This window comes from Klebsiella sp. CN_Kp100, from assembly GCF_040065315.1.
GTDB lineage: Bacteria > Pseudomonadota > Gammaproteobacteria > Enterobacterales > Enterobacteriaceae > Klebsiella > Klebsiella oxytoca.
This window is the reverse complement of sequence record NZ_JBEAIJ010000041.1, coordinates 90,794-105,472: the sequence shown is the minus strand read 5'-3', so window position 1 is coordinate 105,472 and position 14,679 is coordinate 90,794. Positions and strand designations below refer to the sequence as shown.

The 14,679-nt window shown below is 56.8% G+C and carries 14 protein-coding genes; 10 read left to right on the top strand and 4 right to left on the bottom strand.

From position 1 onward, the window contains the following. Positions 1-58: 58 nt before the first annotated feature. Positions 59-2,773, bottom strand: coding sequence for a cation-transporting P-type ATPase (locus tag ABLV12_RS17655; protein WP_097365599.1), 2,715 nt, complete (start codon positions 2,771-2,773; stop codon positions 59-61). 503 nt (positions 2,774-3,276) lie between these two features. On the opposite strand from ABLV12_RS17655, the gene ABLV12_RS17650 reads away from it, so the two are divergent. Next, the gene (locus tag ABLV12_RS17650; RefSeq protein ID WP_004100000.1) at positions 3,277-3,525 is read left to right on the top strand and encodes a DUF1158 domain-containing protein; all 249 of its coding nucleotides are present in this window, start codon (positions 3,277-3,279) and stop codon (positions 3,523-3,525) included. Here the strand turns inward: ABLV12_RS17650 and ABLV12_RS17645 are convergent. Next, positions 3,454-5,076 (bottom strand): alpha/beta hydrolase-fold protein, encoded by a 1,623-nt coding sequence (locus ABLV12_RS17645; RefSeq protein WP_023320518.1) that lies wholly within the window; start codon positions 5,074-5,076, stop codon positions 3,454-3,456. The two genes, ABLV12_RS17650 and ABLV12_RS17645, sit on opposite strands and share 72 nt — an antisense overlap. A 153-nt stretch (positions 5,077-5,229) precedes the next feature. On the opposite strand from ABLV12_RS17645, the gene ABLV12_RS17640 reads away from it, so the two are divergent. Continuing rightward, positions 5,230-7,374 (top strand): TonB-dependent siderophore receptor, encoded by a 2,145-nt coding sequence (locus tag ABLV12_RS17640; RefSeq protein ID WP_004099998.1) that lies wholly within the window; start codon positions 5,230-5,232, stop codon positions 7,372-7,374. A gap of 36 nt (positions 7,375-7,410) precedes the next feature. On the opposite strand, the gene ABLV12_RS17635 is transcribed toward ABLV12_RS17640, so the two are convergent. Both ABLV12_RS17635 and ABLV12_RS17630 read right to left on the bottom strand, forming a co-directional pair. Then, complete coding sequence (locus tag ABLV12_RS17635) at positions 7,411-7,752, bottom strand: RamA family antibiotic efflux transcriptional regulator (protein WP_004099996.1); 342 nt, start codon at positions 7,750-7,752, stop codon at positions 7,411-7,413. A gap of 32 nt (positions 7,753-7,784) precedes the next feature. Next, positions 7,785-8,885: an MBL fold metallo-hydrolase gene (locus ABLV12_RS17630; protein ID WP_004111167.1), complete on the bottom strand. Its 1,101-nt coding sequence runs from the start codon at positions 8,883-8,885 to the stop codon at positions 7,785-7,787. A 190-nt stretch (positions 8,886-9,075) separates the two neighbouring features. Between ABLV12_RS17630 and ABLV12_RS17625 the strand changes: the two genes are divergently transcribed. The 8 genes from ABLV12_RS17625 to ABLV12_RS17590 all read left to right on the top strand — a co-directional run bounded on the left by ABLV12_RS17625 (position 9,076) and on the right by ABLV12_RS17590 (position 14,637). Beyond that, positions 9,076-9,657: a TetR/AcrR family transcriptional regulator gene (locus ABLV12_RS17625; protein ID WP_004111165.1), complete on the top strand. Its 582-nt coding sequence runs from the start codon at positions 9,076-9,078 to the stop codon at positions 9,655-9,657. After that, positions 9,657-10,025 carry an MmcQ/YjbR family DNA-binding protein gene (locus ABLV12_RS17620; RefSeq protein ID WP_004099993.1) on the top strand — a complete coding sequence of 123 codons (369 nt, stop codon included), beginning with the start codon at positions 9,657-9,659 and terminating at the stop codon, positions 10,023-10,025. The genes ABLV12_RS17625 and ABLV12_RS17620 overlap by 1 nt, the downstream gene beginning before the upstream one ends. Positions 10,026-10,143: 118 nt before the next feature. Beyond that, on the top strand, positions 10,144-10,797 hold the full coding sequence (gene nfsB / locus ABLV12_RS17615; RefSeq protein ID WP_004111163.1) for an oxygen-insensitive NAD(P)H nitroreductase: 654 nt from the start codon (positions 10,144-10,146) through the stop codon (positions 10,795-10,797). 248 nt (positions 10,798-11,045) lie between these two features. Further along, on the top strand, positions 11,046-11,480 hold the full coding sequence (locus tag ABLV12_RS17610) for a PTS sugar transporter subunit IIA (protein WP_004099989.1): 435 nt from the start codon (positions 11,046-11,048) through the stop codon (positions 11,478-11,480). Continuing rightward, a complete protein-coding gene (locus ABLV12_RS17605; RefSeq protein ID WP_004099987.1) occupies positions 11,473-11,943 on the top strand; it encodes a PTS sugar transporter subunit IIB in 471 nt (156 codons plus the stop codon). The genes ABLV12_RS17610 and ABLV12_RS17605 overlap by 8 nt, the downstream gene beginning before the upstream one ends. 14 nt (positions 11,944-11,957) lie before the next feature. After that, positions 11,958-12,701: a PTS mannose/fructose/sorbose/N-acetylgalactosamine transporter subunit IIC gene (locus tag ABLV12_RS17600; protein WP_004099986.1), complete on the top strand. Its 744-nt coding sequence runs from the start codon at positions 11,958-11,960 to the stop codon at positions 12,699-12,701. A gap of 2 nt (positions 12,702-12,703) precedes the next feature. Further along, positions 12,704-13,558, top strand: coding sequence for a PTS system mannose/fructose/sorbose family transporter subunit IID (locus ABLV12_RS17595; RefSeq protein ID WP_004099982.1), 855 nt, complete (start codon positions 12,704-12,706; stop codon positions 13,556-13,558). 17 nt (positions 13,559-13,575) lie between these two features. Beyond that, the gene (locus ABLV12_RS17590) at positions 13,576-14,637 is read left to right on the top strand and encodes an SIS domain-containing protein (protein ID WP_325905311.1); all 1,062 of its coding nucleotides are present in this window, start codon (positions 13,576-13,578) and stop codon (positions 14,635-14,637) included. Positions 14,638-14,679 lie beyond the last annotated feature (42 nt).

Genomic DNA, 14,679 nt, shown 5'->3' with positions numbered 1-14,679 from the left:
TACGACGATGCGGCGTCCCTTCCCCGCAGGAGAAGGGACGCCGGACGGGTCAGACACGCTACGCGGCTTTGCGGAAACGACGAGTCAGGCGCTTCTCAACTTCCACCACCAGGAACATCGCGATACCGATGACCAGGGTGATGAACCAGTAGCGCAGCGGCAGCCCTTCGGTGCCAAACATCGTCTGCATCACCGGTACGTAGATGATGACCAGCTGCATCAGTAGCAGCACGCCGCTCACCAGCCAGATGCCTTTGTTACGCAGAAGCCCCATATTCAGCGAGAAGCTGTCGCTGCTGCGGCAGTTAATCATGTAGACCCACTGCGCGGTGACCAGCATCTGCAGCAGGACGGTGCGGATAAACTCCGGGCTGTGGCCGCGCGGCGCCAGCCAGGCTTCAAGAATAAAGGCGGCGACGGCGATCATCGTGCCGACGAAGGCGACGCGCCAGACGGCGAAGGCATCCATGACGTGCTGGCCGGTTTTACGCGGCGGTCGGTTCATGGCGTTGCGCTCGGCGGCTTCAAACGCGAGGCCAAAGGAGAGCGTGGCGGAGGTGGCCATGTTCATCCACAAAATCAGTACCGGCGTCAGCGGGATAATGTTCCCCGCCAGCAGGGCGATGATAATCAACAGCCCCTGCGCCAGGTTGGTCGGCATGATGAACAGAATGGTCTTTTTCAGGTTATCGTATACCCGGCGCCCCTCTTTGACCGAGCTGGCAATAGTGGCAAAGTTGTCATCGGTCAGGACCATATCGGCGGCCTCTTTGGTCACCTCAGTGCCCTTAATGCCCATGGCGATCCCGACGTCGGCCTGACGCAGCGCCGGAGCGTCATTGACGCCATCGCCGGTCATGCCAACCACTTCACCGTTATCCTGCAGCGCTTTCACCAGGCGCAGCTTGTGCTCCGGGCTGGTGCGGGCAAAGATATCGAACTCCACGGCGGCTTTCGCCAGCTCGGCGTCATCCATGTGCTCCAGCTGGTAGCCGGTCATCGCCTGGCTGCTGTTGGTGATCCCTAACATCTGGCCAATGCTCATCGCCGTCTGCGGGTGGTCGCCGGTAATCATCTTCACGCGGATCCCCGCGTTCTGGCAGGCGTGGATAGCGTCGATCGCTTCCGGACGCGGCGGGTCCATCATTCCGGCAATGCCGAGGAACACCAGCCCTTCGCGCAGATCGTCGTGGGACAGCGTGGTGCTGCCGACGTCAGCCGGTTTGTAGGCGGCGGCGACCATACGCAGGCCCTGGCGGGCAAAGCGCGCCATCTCCTCTTCCCAGTACTGCGGCTCAAACGGCACCGCCCCCTGCTTGCTCATCTGCTGGCGGCACAGGGCAAAAATCACGTCCGGCGCGCCGGTAATCAGCACCTGCTCGACGTCGCCCATTTTCTGGTGGGTCGCCATGTACTTGTACTGCGAGTCGAACGGGATTTTCGCGACCAGGCGGGCATCGACGGGCTCCAGCCGCGCTTTCGCCGCCAGCACCTTCAGCGCGCCTTCGGTTGGCCCGCCGGTAATGCCCCACAGGCCGCGCTCGTCCTGAATCATCTGGCTGTCGTTACACAGATCGATGGTGCGCAAATAGGTTTCCAGCACGCTGCCCGGTTTAATTTGCACCGGCTCGTTGCTGCCTTCCAGGCAGATGTTACCCTGCGGCTCGTAGCTGTCGCCTTCGACGCGGTAGCAGCAGTCGGCGGTGATGATCGCTTTAACGGTCATCTCGTTCATCGTCAGGGTGCCGGTTTTATCCGAGCACACCACGGTCATGGCGCCCAGGGTTTCCACCGTCGGCAGTTTGCGGATAATCGCCCGCTGACGCGCCATTGCCTGTACGCCCAGAGAGAGAATAATCGAGATAATCGCCGGTAAGCCTTCCGGCACGGCGGCCACCGCCAGGCTAATCAGGGAGAGCAGCAGCTCGCCGAGAGGAATATCGCGCAGCGCCAGGCTGAAGACGAACAGCGCAGCCATCATCGCCAGGATGATAACGAAGATCGCTTTACCGAGCTTATCCATCTGCACCAGCAGCGGCGTACGGTGCTTTTCAATGCCCGCCATCATCTGGTTGATGTGGCCGAGTTCGGTATCCTGGCCGGTTGCGGTCACCACGCCAACGCCGCCGCCGGCGCTGATGGTCGTGCCGGAGAAGAGCATATTGGTACGGTCGCCCAGCGGCAGTTCGCCTTCCAGCGCGTCGGTGGTTTTATCCACCACCGTCGACTCGCCGGTCAGAATGGCTTCTTCAACCCGCAGATTATGGCTCTCAATCAGGCGCATATCGGCAGGCACGCGGTCGCCCGCGCGCAGAATCACAATATCGCCCGGCACCAGGTCGCGGGTCGGGATGGTTTCGTGTTTACCGCTGCGCTGCACGCGCGCGTCGCTGGAGAGCATATTGCGGATGCCCTGTAGCGATTTTTCGGCATTGCTCTCCTGGATATGGCCGATCAGGGCGTTGATCACCGTGACGCCAAGAATGACAAGGGTATCGACCCAGTGCCCCATAACCGCGGTGAGCGCGGCGGCGGCCAGCAGGACAAAAATCAGGACGTCGTTAAAGTGGGCAAGGAAGCGCAGCCAGGCTGGCTTGCCTTTTTTCTCCGGCAAGGCGTTCGGGCCGAAGGTCTGCAAACGCTCGGCGGCTTCAGCGGCGCTGAGCCCGTCGACATGGCTTTTTTTCTGCGCCAGCACCGCATCAACCGTCTGCTGATATGCCCGGCGTGGCGCGACATCCCCTGAGGGGGTGGTATTATTAGTTTTGATCATTTTGGTCAAAATATATCTCCCTTAAAATTCCGTGAGGCGGAAAGCCTGGAATCATTCCGGGCCAATGAGAAAAATTTTAAACAGGCGGGAGATAATTAGAGCTTGCGCAATATTTAATCTCTCGCAAATACAAAATTTATGGTAAGTTAATTCTATAGAACAACTATTGCAGAATATTAATAAACCTAAACTAAACGAGGTCTACTATGTTTGGAATCTATCGCGGACGCCGCCTGGTGCTGTACATTCTGCTGGCCATTATTATCGCTACTCTGGTGGGATATAGCACCTATACTTTTGTAAAAGCGCTGGCTTAATAATGACGTTAATTTACATTAAAGCGTAATTAACTTAATCACAAATAAGCCCAAAATAATTAACAAAGAAATGAGTGAGAACGTTTAAATATAATACTTAAAGCGTATTTTAATTGCGTACGAAACGATATTGCATTGATTCCCTTTTTACCGGACAATATGTTTTTAACTGATGATTAACAAATAATGAAACATCCGCTAGAAACGCTCATGAGTGCCGCCGGCATTCTCCTGCTGGCTTTACTCTCCTGTCTGCTGCTGCCGGCGCCCTCGCTGGGTCTGACGCTGGCGCAGAAGCTGGTGGCGACGTTCCATCTGATGGATCTCAACCAGCTTTATACGCTGATCTTTTGCCTGTGGTTTTTAGCGCTGGGCGCCATCGAGTATCTGGCGCTGCGCTGGGTCTGGCGTCGCTGGTTCTCTCTTGAGCGCTAATCCGCTCAGGTCGCGCATACCGTTGATCAGGCCTTCGCACCAGGCGACATAATCGTGGCCGCTCGAGGAGGGATGAAAGCTCACCGTATACCCCTTCTCGCTCAGTACCCGCCCGAACTCAAGCGTATTGGCATAAATACCGCCGTCCGGCCCGCGGGTCTCAAATCTTCCCGCCTGTAGCCAGAAACGGACCGGATAGCGCGGCGAGTGCTGATACTGTCGGGTCAGCCAGCTGGCCTCTTCCCCTTTCGGCGCCCACCAGTACGACCCGGACAGGCTCAGTACGTTGCCAAACTGCCGGGGATAGCGCAGCGCCACCCAGGACGCGGCCAGCCCGCCGTAGCTGGATCCTGCAACCACGGTTTTTTGCCGGGTCAGGCTGAGCCCCTGGCGGTTCAGCCAGGGCAGCAGCTCATGGGCCATAAAATCGGCAAAGTGCGGATTTGGCGGCAGCTCCTTTGCCCGCCGCGGATGATCGAGGCTATCGATAAACACCACGTTAATCGGCGGTAGCCTGTGGCTGGCGATCAGGGCGTCCAGCACGTTGGCGAAGCGGTATTCGTCCTGGTAAGTTTTACCGTCAAAGAGCAGCAGGGTCCAACGCGCGGGCTGCGGCAAACGTGGGCGATAAATCATGACTTCACGCGCGTTTTGCAAAAAGTCGCTGCGCAGCTGATGGCGGGTCAGCGTCCCGTAGCGTAGCGGCTGCGCCATCCGCGGCGCCGAGCAAAAACGCGCGGGGTTAAGAGCCAGCAGGGAGTAGCGACTCCAGCGGTCGTGGGCGGCATTGACGCTATTCGGGTTTAGCGGGTCGGCCTGGGCGCTGACCAGAATAGCCCGCCGCTGCTCGCGCGCGCCGCCGGCTACCTGCGGCACATCCGGGGCCAGCTTATACTGCATTAAGGTATCGGCAGGTACGACGTAGCTACGAAACCAGACGTCAGAATCACCGAGACGAAACAGCGGATCGTGATCCCCCGCCGGCGAACCCAGAATAAACACGTTGCGGCTCGCTCCGCGCCACAAGAAGGTCACCCGCTTATGGCTGGCGTCCACCGATTCCACCATGGGCGTTCCCTCCAGTTCACGCTCCCGCCAGAAAGTCGCCGTTGAGCCTCCCGCCGCCAGTTCCTTCTTCAGCAGCTGCAGGCGCGGGCTGACCGGGTCCAGCGTCTGGATTTTGGCCAGCGCGGTGGTTTCCCGCATCTGCCACTGAAAACGCCAGCGGGCTCCTTCTTCACCGTGGAGCACCAGCGAGGAGGCGCGGTTTACCGGCAGAGAAAATAGCAGGGTTTGCTCGCCGTCCGCCGGGCCGCCCGCCAGCAGCGTGCGCAGACGGCGGTTATGTTCATCCAGCAGTCGGGCATCGGTAACGCCGGAGAGCGTCGCCGCGACGTAGTTCTCTCCTAGCCTGGGCAAGTCAAAACAGACTTCACCGCTGGCGTCGAACTTCCCCTCCAGCTCTCCCTGTAACGAAGGGGATTCACAGTTCATCGCCGCCGCCGGTAAAGCACTTAACCCCAGCAGCAGACCGCTCCACGCCGTTTTCATTGCCCGATAGTTCCTTGTAAGAATTTGTTAATAACGCTAATGCAAATAATAACTATTTGCAATAACATTAAGGCCGTTAATGATGACCGCTGAAGGATTCACTTCGATGAGGGCGGTTTTTGATGGCGATTTAACCAAGGAAAAATCATAAATATGTTTAAATATAATAAGATAACAGCATTATGGACTGCGACTCTGGCGGTATCTTCGATCGGGAATCAGGCGCTGGCGGCGGAGGAAACGCTTGTCGTCACCGCGGGCAGTAGCGAAGATCCTACAGCGCCGCTTAAGGGAATAGTGGCCACCAGGACGCTATCCGCGACAAAAACCGCCGCAGAGATCGTCAAAACGCCGCAGTCAGTATCGGTGGTTACCCGCGATCAAATGCGCGCGCTGGACGTCACCTCGGTATCCCAGGCGCTGCGCTATAGCGCGGGCGTTTTTACCGAATATCGCGGTTCATCTAACCGCAACGACGAGGTTTTCGTTCGCGGCTTTAGCTACGTGCCCAAGTTTCTCGATGGCCTGAGCTACGGCGCGACGGCCTCCTCGCAAACCGGTACTTTCGACCCGTGGCTGCTGGAACGCGTCGAGCTGGTACGCGGCCCGGCCTCGGTGCTGTTTGGCCAGGTAAACCCCGGCGGGCTGATCGCCATGACCAGCAAACGCCCTGTCAGCCAGCCGATTCATGAACTGCAGTTCCGCACCGGCAATCATCATCTTGCCGAAGGCGCTTTCGATTTTGGCGGCCCGCTGAGCGATGATGGCCGCCTGCTCTATCGTCTGAACGGGATCGCCCGTACCCAGAATAGCCAGGTTGAAGATTATAAAGAGACGCGGATGGCCATCGCCCCCGCCCTCACCTGGTATCCTGATGACGCCACGCGCATGACGTTATTAACCAGCTATCAGAAAGACCCGGATGCCGGTTACCGTAACTTCCTGCCGCGCTACGGTACGGTGGAAAGCGTCGACGGCAGCTATATTCCGCGTGATTTTAACGTCAGCGATCCCAGCTACAATCAGTCGTGGCGGGAACAAACGATGATTGGCTATGAATTTGAGCACCAGCCAGACGATACCTTTACTCTGCGCCAGAACGCCCGCTACGCCACCATCAAACAGAAGTATCGCTACCTGGTTTATTCCAGTAGCCCCGCCAACAGCTCGGTACTCTCCCGCCGCGCCCAGCATGAAACGCGCCAGACCGATGAGTTTGGCATTGATAACCAGCTCGAAGCAAAGTTTGCCAGCGGCCAGGTGGCCCATACGGTGATTGGCGGTCTGGATTACAAAACCAGTAAAGATAAGCAGTATCTTGGCCGGGCCGGAGGCTCGCAGTACGATCTCGACTGGCGCAGCCCGACCTACGGCGTTAGCGTCGATGAAAGCGCCTTCAGCCCCGCCACTAATGAACAGCAAAATCTCGATCAGGCTGGGGTCTATGTTCAGGATCAGCTGAGCTGGCAGAACTGGGAACTGTTAGTTTCCGGGCGCTATGACTGGGCGGAAGTACGCACCACCGATTTTACCGATGCCAGCAGCACCCAGCAGAATGATAATAAGTTCACCTGGCGCACCGGCCTGCTGTACGCCTTTGATTCCGGTCTTTCCCCCTATATCAGCTACAGCACCTCCTTTGAACCTAACCTGCAAACCAACCGCGCGCCTGGCGTTGGACCGTTCGATCCCAGCGAAGGCAAGCAGGTGGAAGTCGGCGTGAAATACCAGCCTGACCCAAACGCGCTAATCACCCTTGCGCTGTATGATTTAACGCAAAGTAACGTCGCCACCTACAACAGCGCCGCCGGATGGTTTGAGAATAGCGGTAAAGTGCGTTCCAAAGGGGTTGAGGCCGAAGCGCACGCGACGCTCTTTGAGAATCTCAATCTGATCGCTTCATACACTTATACCGATGCAGAAACCGTCAACACTACCGTTGTCGGTACCGAAGGGAAAACGCCAGCGCGTATTCCGACCCATATGGCTTCAGCCTTCACCAGCTATACCCTGCCGGACGGCGCGCTGAAAAGCCTGACTGCGGGAGTGGGCGTACGCTATATCGGTACCAGCTATGGCGATGCGAAAAACACCTTTAAGGTTCCGGCAGTAGATCTGTATGACGCCATGGTCAGCTATGAATTGGGCGAGCTAAACTCGAGCCTGAAAGGCGCGCAGGTACAGTTCAACGTAAACAACATCGCGGATACCAGATATGTGGCCTCCTGCGCCAGCGATAGCGCCTGCTTCTACGGCATTGGTCGGACGGTGACGGCAACGGTCAGCTACGCCTGGTAAGAACAGCCTCCGCCGGTTTCCCCGGCGGACGCTTTTTCAGTGCGCGCGGCTGTGATTTTCTTTACGGTAGGCACCCGGCGGCTGGTTAAACGTACGGGTGAAGATGCGGGTAAAAGTTTGCTGCGAGTCAAAGCCGTATTTCAGGCAAATATCGTAAACCCGCTGATCGGTATCGCGCAGATCGCGCGCCGCCAGCAGCAGCTTACGCTCGCGGATATAGCGCCCCAGACTCTCCCCTTTGTACTGTAAAAACAGTCGTTGTAAATGCCACTTCGAATAACCGGCATGGCGCGCAATATCGTCAATACGTAGCGGTTGATGCAAATTTTCATCAATCCACTCGACGATAGTATCAATGACCTGAGCGGAAATAGTCATATGTCCTCTCTCCTCCTGAACCACTCTCATCGTTAGCGCCACCAGGCGTTAAATGATTGCGTTTTATCAGCGACCCAAACCGGCTCACCCAGCATAGGCGTCAGCAGTCGCCACGGTCGCCCTGTGCTGGCCTCCGCCAGTCGTTTATACGGATCGTCCCACGTGTGTTTTGCCAGCACGAAGCGCCCGGCATGGCCCGGCAGCACCGCGCGTGCATGAATATCATCAGCGGCCTGCGCCGTCTCTTCCGGCATCATGTGGATGTACTTCCAGTCCTGGTCATACTGACCGTTTTCCATGATCGCTAAATCCACTTCGCCAAACTGTTCGCCAATGGCTTTAAAGTGCGGGCCGTAGCCGCTGTCGCCGCTGTAGTAAATTTTCTGCTGCGGGGTAACGAACATAAAGCTGGCCCATAGGGTCTGGTTGCGCTTGAGGCCGCGGCCGGAAAAGTGGCGCGCGGGCAGGACATGTACCGTCAGCTCATCGCTCACCTGCAGCGCCTGATTCCAGTCCGCCTCGCTGATTATCGCGCTCTCCATTCCCCAGTAGCGCAGGTGCGACCCCACGCCCAGCGGCGTTATCACGCGCTTGACCTTCGGCATCAGGGCTTTGATGGTGGCGTAATCGAGATGATCATAGTGATCGTGCGAGATGATCAGCAGGTCGATCTCCGGCATTCCCTCAGCGTGCCATGGGTAATCCCCGGTAAAGGCCTTATTAATAAAAGAGAAGGGTGCGGCATAGTTGCTAAATACGGGATCAATCAGGATGCGTTTGCCCGCCAGCTGCAGATACCAGGAGGAGTGACCGAGCCAGACCATCGCGTCCTGCCCTGACGGCAGGCCCGCCAGATCGGTGTTCACCAACGGCAGCGGCTGGGCCGGTCTGGCGTTCTCGCGCCTGGCGACGAGAAACTCCCACCACGCGGCCAGCATATTTTTTTGCCCGGTAAAACCCGGCGTCGGGAGCTGATTGTGAAACTGGCCGTCATGATAGTGCGGCGACTGTTCCACCAGGCTGAGCTGCGCGCCCTGCGGCGCCTGGCCAAATCCGGCATTTAACACAAACGGCAAAGTTGTTGCTGACGCTAATAACATGATGGCGACCACGCTGAAAATGACACGGTTCATATCCTGACCTGGCGAAATCCTCCTTCCTGGAGGTTTTTGTTATAAGGGTTGATTATGAGTGAGTAAGCACTCATTATTAGGAAGAAGCTGAAAGTCGTCAAGACGATTTTCAAATTTTGACAGACACCGTTGCAGTGCCCGTACCGGGCATGCTTAGATCGTGGTTTTATAACCTGTGAGGTAAAGTGTAGTGGCTCGTCCTAAGAGTGAAGATAAAAAGCAAGCGTTACTGGAGGCCGCAACCGCCGCCTTTGCCCAGTCGGGAATCGCCGCCTCAACCTCCGCTATCGCCCGCAGCGCCGGGGTAGCCGAGGGGACGCTGTTTCGCTACTTTGCCACCAAGGACGATCTGCTTAACGAGCTTTATCTCTCTATCAAATCGGGGTTAGTACAGGTCATGGTGGCCAGTCTTAAACCGAACGAATCCCGTCCGAAAGAGAATGCCCGCAATATCTGGAACAGCTATATCGACTGGGGTATGCGCAAACCGATGGAGCATAAAGCCATACGCCGCATGTCCCTGAGCGAACGGATTACCGATGAAACGCGTACCCGGGTTAAAGAGATGTTTCCTGAGCTCAACGAGATATGCCAGCTTTCGGTTAAGCCAATTTTTCTTAGCGATGCCTATCGCACCTTTGGCGATGCGCTGTTTCTGTCGCTGGCGGAAACCACGATTGAGTACGCCAGCAACGATCCGCAGCGTGCCCCGGAGCTCATTGCGCTAGGCTTTGAGGCAATGTGGCAGGCGTTACATGAGGATACGCACTGATGGACCACCGCTCGCTGCATGACCACGCGCACCGTATTGCGCTGGAGCTTCCCTTTACCGAGCACTGCTGGCCGTTCGGCCCGGAGTACGATGTGTTTAAAGTCGGCGGGCGGATTTTTATGCTCACCGCAACGGTACGCGGCCGCGCGCTGGTCAACCTGAAGTGCGATCCGCAAAAATCGCTGCTTCATCAGGCCATTTACCGCAGCATCGAGCCCGGCTATCACATGAACAAAAAGCACTGGATCACCGTGGTTCCCGGCGAGGATATTAGCGTGGACCTGCTGGCGGAGCTGATTGATGATTCGTGGAATCTGATCGTCGATAAACTGAGCAAAAAAGAGCAGCAGCGGCTGCGCCCGGGGTGATTTTCAGCGCTGCGCGATAAGTGTTATCGCATTTTTGCCCCTTATCTTTTGCCCGCCATCGCTGTACTCTTCCTTCACGAAACGCACCCGCAAGGGGTTGTAAACAGTGAGGAAGAGTATGGATATCGTATCGGTTGCCTTAAAGCGCTACTCCACCAAGGCATTTGACGCCACCAAAAAGCTAACTGCCGAGCAGGCGGAAAACCTGAAAACGCTGCTGCAGTACAGCCCGTCAAGCACCAACTCCCAGCCGTGGCATTTTATCGTTGCCAGCAGCGATGAAGGCAAAGCGCGCGTCGCCAAAGCGGCGAGCGGCACCTACGTGTTTAACGAACGTAAAATTCTCGACGCATCGCACGTGGTGGTGTTCTGCGCCAAAACCGCAATGGACGACGCCTGGCTTGAGCGCGTGGTCGATCAGGAAGAGGCCGATGGCCGCTTCGCTAACGCCGAAGCCAAAGCGGCAAACCATAAAGGCCGCACCTTCTTTGCCGATATGCACCGCAAAGATCTGCATGACGACGACCAGTGGATGGCGAAGCAGGTGTATCTGAACGTCGGCAACTTCCTGCTGGGCGTGGCGGCAATGGGCCTGGACGCCGTACCGATTGAAGGCGTCGATTTCGCAATTCTCGATGCCGAATTTGACCTGAAGGCCAAGGGCTACACCAGCCTGGTCGTGGTGCCGGTCGGCCATCATAGCGTTGAAGATTTTAACGCCTCCCTGCCGAAATCACGCCTGCCGCAGGCGACGACGATTACCGAGATTTAATTCCCCTCTGCCGGGAACGCCCGGGCCATGGCGCAGCAGCGTCTCGCCCGGGACTTTCTCCCCCCACTCTTTCCCCCTCTTTTTCTGCCTTTTGTGCCAGGTTTCCGGCGTTAATAAGCCCGCTTGTGCCAGGAATAACGCCTTTAGTGTGAACCAGCCGCTTTAATTAATTGATAAATAATATTTTTTATTTCTGGCACGCCCTTTGCTCTTAACAGATACCACTATCTGGATGAAGGAGAAACCGGGTGAAACATATCTATGTGGCCAGCCACGGCCATTTTGCTCGCGGACTGGTGAACAGTTTATCGCTGCTGATTGGCGACGAACACGGCGTTATCCCGGTCTGCGCCTATGACGAAGATATCGTGACCACCGAACAGCTGGAGCAAACCCTGGAGCATCTCATCGTCCAGGCGAATGGTGATGAAGTGGTGATCTTTACCGACCTGCTTGGCGGCAGTATCAACAATAGCGCCGTGAGCGTCTTGATGCGCCATCGTAACGTTTTCGTGGTCGCCGGCATCAATCTGACTCTGCTGCTGGAGTTTCTGCTGTGCGAAGAAGCCACTACCGAGGCCGCGATTGTCTACGCCACCAGCGCGGCGCGTGAATCCATTGTTTTCATCAACCCTCTACTAACACAACCATCCTCTGACCCACAGGGAGAATCTCATGATTAAACTCGTGCGCATTGATTATCGGCTGCTGCACGGCCAGGTGGTTTTTGCCTGGACCCGAGCGCTGGATATCGATCATATCATCGTCGCTAACGCCAAAGCCGCGGCGGATGCCTTCATTACGATGTCGCTTAACCTGGCCAAGCCGGCGGGCGTCACGCTGGACATCGCCACCGTTGAACAGGCGGCGGAAAAGCTTAACGGCGGCAAGTTGGATCATAAAAAAGTCATGGTGGTCCTTGGCAATACTGCTGAAACCCTCGCGCTGGTAGAAAAAGTCCCGGGAATTAACGCCATTAACTACGGCGGTCTGCCGCAGAAGGAGGGCGCAAGACAATTCGGCAAGGCCATCTATCTGACCGAAGAGGAAATCGCCGATAGCAGAGCGCTGAAAGAAAAAGGCATTCGGCTGGAGATGCGTCAGGTACCCGCCCACTCGGCCGAGCTCCTCAACGAACAACTTTAACTTCGGAGGTCACTATGTTGCTCACCGCAACGTTACTCGGACTGATTGCCGCCCTGGGGATCCTCGATGGCCGCCTGCTTGGGGTATCGATGATCGACCGGCCGCTGGTGATGTGCGCCCTCACCGGTCTGGTCTGCGGCAATCTGCATGAGGGGATTCTGATTGGCGCTACGCTGGAGCTTATTTTTCTCGGCAACGTCGCCATCGGCGCCGCGCACCCACCCGATATCGTGACCGGCTCCGTACTGGCGACCGCGTTTTCGATCATGTCCGGCCGCGGTCCGGAGGCTGCACTCACCATCGCCATCCCCGTCTCAATGCTGGCGCAAACGCTGGGCATTCTGGTACGCGTGGTGAACGCCCGCTTCGGTCATCTGGCGGACCGCTATGCGGCGCAAGGTAATACCCGGATGGTCGGCCTGATGCACCTCGGCGGTCCGACGCTGCTCTATTTTTTAAACGGATTTCTGCCGGTTTTTTTCGCCATCCTGCTCGGCTCTTCGGCGGTTAGCTGGTTCCTTGAGGCGATTCCGCCGGTGATCACCAACGGATTGATCGTCGCCAGTAAGATCCTGCCGGCGCTCGGCTTCGCCCTGCTGATCAGCATGATGCTCAGCAGCAAACTTATGCCGTACCTCGGTCTGGGATTTTTGATAGCGGCATATACCAAACTGGATATCATCGCCATCGCGCTATTCGCCGTGGTGTTGGCTTTTATCATCAGCCAGTTTCTTAATCTTAAGCAGCAGGAGAGCTAATCATGAGTGAAATGACGCAGACCCTGTCAGGCGCCGCCCAGCCGCAAAGCGATGACGCAAGCCGGGTCACCGCTCGGGATTTACGCAGCGTGTTCTGGCGCTCCTTTACGCTGCAGGGCTCGTGGAACTACGAGCGCCAGCAGCATATGGGCTACGCCTTCGCAATGTCGCCGGCCCTGAAGCGTATCTATCAGGACCCGACGGAATTGGGGCGCGCCCTGCAGCGCCATCTGGTGCTGTTTAACACCACGCCGCACCTCTCCACCTTTATCTTCGGCTTGTCGATCGCTATGGAAGAGGAGAATCAGCGCAATCCCGAATTTAATGAAGAATCGATAAACGCGATTAAAACCAGCCTGATGGGGCCGCTGGCGGGTATCGGTGACTCCATATTCTGGGGGTCATTGAAGGTGATTGCCGCCGGGATGGGGATTTATTTCGCCCAGCAGGGCAGCCTCCTGGGACCGATAATGGCGTTGTTAGTTTATAACCTACCGCATCTGTTGTGCCGCTGGTATGGGCTGAAGCTCGGCTATCGGGCTGGCACCACCTGGCTGATGCGGATTTACCAAAGCGGACTCATGGATCGGGTCACCTATATCGCGTCAATCGTTGGCCTGATGGTCGTCGGCGCGATGACCGCCAGTATGATAGATATCACCACCCCGCTCAGCTTCACTGCCGGGCAGACGACCATGAAGGCACAGGAGTTTATCGACAAAATACTTCCTTCTCTGCTGCCTCTGCTTTTCACCCTTGGGATGTACAAGCTGATCCGTAAGGGAGTCAACATCAACTGGATCCTGTTAGGCACCATCGCGTTTGGCATGGCGGCCAGCGCGTTAGGCCTGCTTTAAGAAGAGGAATATTACCCATGCACGTAGAAGACTATATGAATGAAACCCCCGCTCGCCTGCTCGCTATGCTAACGCAGACGCGGGAAGATCTCTGGCAAGCGGCGAAAGCGCTGGCGGATCGCGGGATCTCTCGAATCATCCTGACCGGTTCCGGTACGTCTTACCACGGCGCGCTGACCGCGCGGTCGTTTATGCAGCAGTGGTGCGGCATCCCGGTCGATGTATACTGGCCCTTCCTGCTGGACGAGATGGCACTTTCCCTCAGCGGCAAAGCGCTGGTCATCGGCATTTCTCAGGGAGGCGGCAGCCTCTCCACTCTCGCCGCAATGGAGCGCGCCCGGGCAGCCGGGCACCTTACCGCTTCCATGGCCGGGGAAGCGCCAGCTGCCATCGACCAGGCGGCAGATTTGATCCTGACGGTCCCCTGTGGAGAAGAGCGCGCCGGCGCCAAAACCAAAGGTTATCACTGCACCATACTCAACCTGATACTGCTTGCGCTTGCCGTCGCCAGCCGCCAGCAGCGCCTGAGCGATGAGGAGCGCAAGGCGCTACTCGTCCGCATGGAGAGGACGTTCAATCATTTGCCGACGCTCATTGAGGCCTCGCAGGCGTGGGTTCTCAATCACGCCCGGCCGCTTATCGACAGCGCAGATATTCGCCTGACCGGCCCGGCAGGGCTGTTTGGCACCGTTCAGGAAGGCGCGCTAAAGATGCTTGAAACGCTGCGCTGCCCGGTGGCCGGCTATGAATTTGAGGAATTCATCCACGGGATCTATAACGCCTTCGATGAGCGTTCAACCCTGATTATGCTCGATCCGCATCCCGATGAGCGCCAGGATCGTCTGGCGGAAATACTGTCTGGTTGGACGCCGCATATTTATCGCATTGGCCCGCATGTTGACAATAACGGTAAGAACATGCCCTTTACGTTTATTAACGATCCAGACTTTGCAATCTTTGAATATATTATTCCATTGCAAATGGTTTGCGCCAGACTACCGCCAGTGAAGGGTATCGATCCCGCAATACCTAAGGATCCGCAGTTCCACCAGAAAATGAAAAGTAAAAAACTTAATTAAATAATGCCCTGTAAAAGTTATCCGCCATGCAGCGGAGGACCC

Bases quoted from the DNA above. Each gene is read 5' to 3' on its own strand.
- ABLV12_RS17630 (WP_004111167.1), bottom strand. From the start codon at position 8,885: ATGAACCGTGTCATTTTCAGCGTGGTCGCCATCATGTTATTAGCGTCA.
- ABLV12_RS17590 (WP_325905311.1), top strand. From the start codon at position 13,576: ATGCACGTAGAAGACTATATGAATGAAACCCCCGCTCGCCTGCTCGCT.
- ABLV12_RS17635 (WP_004099996.1), bottom strand. From the start codon at position 7,752: ATGACTATTTCCGCTCAGGTCATTGATACTATCGTCGAGTGGATTGAT.
- ABLV12_RS17655 (WP_097365599.1), bottom strand. From the start codon at position 2,773: ATGATCAAAACTAATAATACCACCCCCTCAGGGGATGTCGCGCCACGC.
- ABLV12_RS17620 (WP_004099993.1), top strand. From the start codon at position 9,657: ATGGACCACCGCTCGCTGCATGACCACGCGCACCGTATTGCGCTGGAG.
- ABLV12_RS17650 (WP_004100000.1), top strand. From the start codon at position 3,277: ATGAAACATCCGCTAGAAACGCTCATGAGTGCCGCCGGCATTCTCCTG.
- ABLV12_RS17595 (WP_004099982.1), top strand. From the start codon at position 12,704: ATGAGTGAAATGACGCAGACCCTGTCAGGCGCCGCCCAGCCGCAAAGC.
- ABLV12_RS17605 (WP_004099987.1), top strand. From the start codon at position 11,473: ATGATTAAACTCGTGCGCATTGATTATCGGCTGCTGCACGGCCAGGTG.
- ABLV12_RS17645 (WP_023320518.1), bottom strand. From the start codon at position 5,076: ATGAAAACGGCGTGGAGCGGTCTGCTGCTGGGGTTAAGTGCTTTACCG.
- ABLV12_RS17600 (WP_004099986.1), top strand. From the start codon at position 11,958: ATGTTGCTCACCGCAACGTTACTCGGACTGATTGCCGCCCTGGGGATC.
- nfsB (WP_004111163.1), top strand. From the start codon at position 10,144: ATGGATATCGTATCGGTTGCCTTAAAGCGCTACTCCACCAAGGCATTT.
- ABLV12_RS17640 (WP_004099998.1), top strand. From the start codon at position 5,230: ATGTTTAAATATAATAAGATAACAGCATTATGGACTGCGACTCTGGCG.